2 protein-coding genes and 1 other RNA gene are annotated in these 3073 nt (G+C 39.0%); 2 read left to right on the top strand and 1 reads right to left on the bottom strand.

Going from position 1 to position 3073, the window contains the following annotated elements:
- Positions 1 to 196: 196 nt before the first annotated feature.
- On the top strand, positions 197 to 676 hold the full coding sequence (gene smpB, locus RW092_RS10430; RefSeq protein ID WP_016313970.1) for an SsrA-binding protein SmpB: 480 nt from the start codon (positions 197 to 199) through the stop codon (positions 674 to 676).
- Between the two features lie 168 nt (positions 677 to 844).
- Positions 845 to 1212: a transfer-messenger RNA gene (gene ssrA, locus RW092_RS10425) on the top strand.
- A gap of 301 nt (positions 1213 to 1513) precedes the next feature.
- Here the strand turns inward: ssrA and RW092_RS10420 are convergent.
- On the bottom strand, positions 1514 to 3073 hold a 1560-nt coding region (locus RW092_RS10420), incomplete at its 5' end, for an AAA family ATPase (RefSeq protein ID WP_316010171.1).

Raw genomic sequence — 3073 nt, 5'->3', positions numbered from 1 at the left:
TCGATGTGAGTGAACCGATGCCTCTTTAGTAACATTTTAACTGAGTGATCGCGAATTCTTGCTTTTGGCCGCTGGAGTTGGTACAATAAATGTCTGATAAACTGCCCGGTGGGGCTTCCGATTTAGCTTCTGTTGCGCGTTTTGTTTGAGCTGAAAGTCGGAAGAGGAACTCACCCAACTTTGAGGAGGATGGAGCATGGGTAAGAAAAGTGACGGTAAAGTGCTGGCGCAAAATAAAAAAGCTTCCCATGACTATTTCATCGAAGATACCTACGAAGCGGGCATGGTGCTCACCGGCACCGAGATCAAGTCGATTCGGAATGCTCGGGTGAACATTAGCGATGCGTTCGCGACGATCCGAAACGGCGAAATTCATATTCACAACATGCACATCAGCCCGTTCGAGCAGGGGAATCGGTTTAATCCAACCGATCCGACGCGGACACGCAAGCTGTTGATGCACAAGGCACAGATCAATAAGCTGTTGGGTTTATCCAAGCAGGAAGGGTATACGATCGTACCGCTCAAGATCTATATCCGCAACGGATATGCGAAGCTGCTGCTGGGTCTGGGCAAAGGGAAGAAGCAATACGACAAGCGTGATTCCGCCGCGAAGCGGGATGCTCAACGCGATATTCAACGGGCGTTGCGCGAGAAGCAGAAGATCGCAAGATAACAAGCCCAAGAGGGTAGTTCCCAGCGTTTCCATCAAGTCCATAAACATGATGGGAAGCAAACATGGTATAATAATGGATGTAAGAACGAAACATCACTTGTTCGTGATGCGAGCAAGTAGCAGGCCCTTGCAGGCTGCACCTTGATCCTCGAACACCCTTTTTATTAAGGGGGCGTTTTTGGATTCGACGGGGGTAGATCGAGCATGGGTAGCGGGTAGTGGGGAGCGTCCGCTTTATCAACGCTAACGCCAAATTTAAACGGCAAAGCTAAACAACCAACTCTGGCTCTGGCCGCCTAATAACGGCCTCCAGGCTCCTACCTTCCATCGCCCATGTGGCAGGATAGGGGCTCAACCTTTAGTGGGATACGCTGTCTAGTCTCCGCCTGCGGCTAGCTGAAGAAGACAATCAGGCTGACCCGAAGAGAATCCGGTGACGGGGAGTCTCTAGGGTGACATCAATACTGTCACTACACCCGTAGAAGCCTATGTGGCGTTGCCTTCGGACAGGGGTTCGACTCCCCTCGCCTCCACCATGAAAAGCCCGGCCTCATGCGGTTTGGGCTTTTCTTATACCCGGAATTGTAGACATTTGTAGACATGAGAATTTTAAGCGGGCACTGAGGGCGCATTTTTGTAGACAACTTGTCTACAAACGCTATGGGGAGACTTGCTGTATTCGACACATGTTGAGGTAGTAGTGTCAACATGCCGTGTTGACAAATAACGGGAACGCCTAAACCAAATCTGTTTATCGGGATATTAATATTAGAGATATAGTGAATGTTAATTATAAATCAATAAAACCACTGCATTTTGGTCAGTGGTTTTATTGATTTATTTCCTTTGTAAAATAGATGCTTCTATTTTACATATCTCTTCATATCTATTTTGGAATACTGTCTTATCGGAGTTTACAAAAATATTTCGCGGATCATCATGTTCCCATGGGGATAGCTTTTTATATAGATCCCTTAATTTATTTGCTTCATGATCAAGTAGGGGGGTAAGTTTTGTATATTCAGTGAAAGTGGATACTTTAATATTATCCCTTTTAAACTGGGTTCTTGTTTGATTAAATACATGGACATTTATAATTGCTTCGATGAGCCTTCTTAAGTATTTTGCGCATAAATCTTTTTGTTCTTGGTCAAAGTGCATTGAACTGCTTAATATTATTTCAATCTTTTGTTTTAGTTTATCTATTGCTTCAATATTTTCAGTTATTGTGGAACAATTTTCGAGGATTTGAACATTATAAGTTTGTTGGTTCAAACCTGCATCATTAAATGTTTTTTGTAAATCCTTTAAGAAATACCAGTCATGAGTGAATATAATAATTTGTTTCTGGGGATTCTCAATTACAAAATCTCTTATGCGCTCACAAAATGATGCAACATAATTATAGTCAAGACTGGTTACAGGATCATCAAATACAATTATGCTTTTATTCTCATAATAAATTTCAGTAAAAAACAATGCTAGAGCATGAACTTTTTGTTCCCCTTCACTTAATACTTTTCTGATCGTGTGATTTCCGACTTGTGGCTCTAATTGAACAACTGCGCGGTTACTTCTTGGAGTGAGTGTGATACCAAATTCACTAGCTTTTTTTTCAGATAATTTATAGTATTCATCATCAAGTTTCTGTTGAAATTCCGATAATACTAGTTCAGAATATGCTTTTTTTGATAAATCAGTAATTTTTCTTGATATTGACTGAAAGTTTATTTCCCCAATCCTATTCTCCAATTCTTTATAAGCACTGTATTTATTGTGCAATAATAAAATTTCAGATTTTAGAGATATCAATTCATTACCGAATTTTATATCTATTATCTTTTTCTTTATTTCTTCTATCTTCCTATGATTTGATTCTTGATCTTGTTCTGCTGGAAGAATTATATTATTTAACTGAGAAATCCTCTCATCTATAGCGTTTATAATTGATTTTAAATCTTTAAATCGATAGTATTGTTTAATATTTTCGTCTTTGACATCCTCAAATTCTATTGAGGTTTCCTTCATTACTGTTTGGATGATTTTCTTGGCTTCTTGAGTCAGTTTTTGGTCAATTGATGTTAATGCATCAAAAAATGAAATGTCGAAGCTTTGAATGTTTTCCCTAATATTTTTAAATGTATTCAGGTCTTTTTCTAGTTGAGTTATTTCTTTTTCTAAGTCATTTGTTAAAAATTCACGATAAGATAAGATAAGTTCGTGAGCTTCCCGGGACAAGATTTGTTTACAGAAAGGACATTTTTCCCCTTCGTAGTGTTTGTGCTCAAATACTCTAAACGTTGTTTGAATAAATTTTTTGAACTCATTTATATTTTGATTTTGAAAAATATTAGATATTGGTAGTGGATACGGGGCAACAATTAAAGAAATCGCACA

The sequence above is a fragment of the Paenibacillus sp. 3LSP genome, assembly GCF_032465655.1.
Classification (GTDB): Bacteria; Bacillota; Bacilli; order Paenibacillales; family Paenibacillaceae; genus Fontibacillus; species Fontibacillus barengoltzii.
Note: the sequence above shows the minus strand (reverse complement) of the source record. Positions and strands in the feature narration are given on the sequence as shown.

Excerpts from the sequence above, each read along its gene's own strand:
- smpB (WP_016313970.1), top strand. The coding sequence starts at position 197 with ATGGGTAAGAAAAGTGACGGTAAAGTGCTGGCGCAAAATAAAAAAGCT.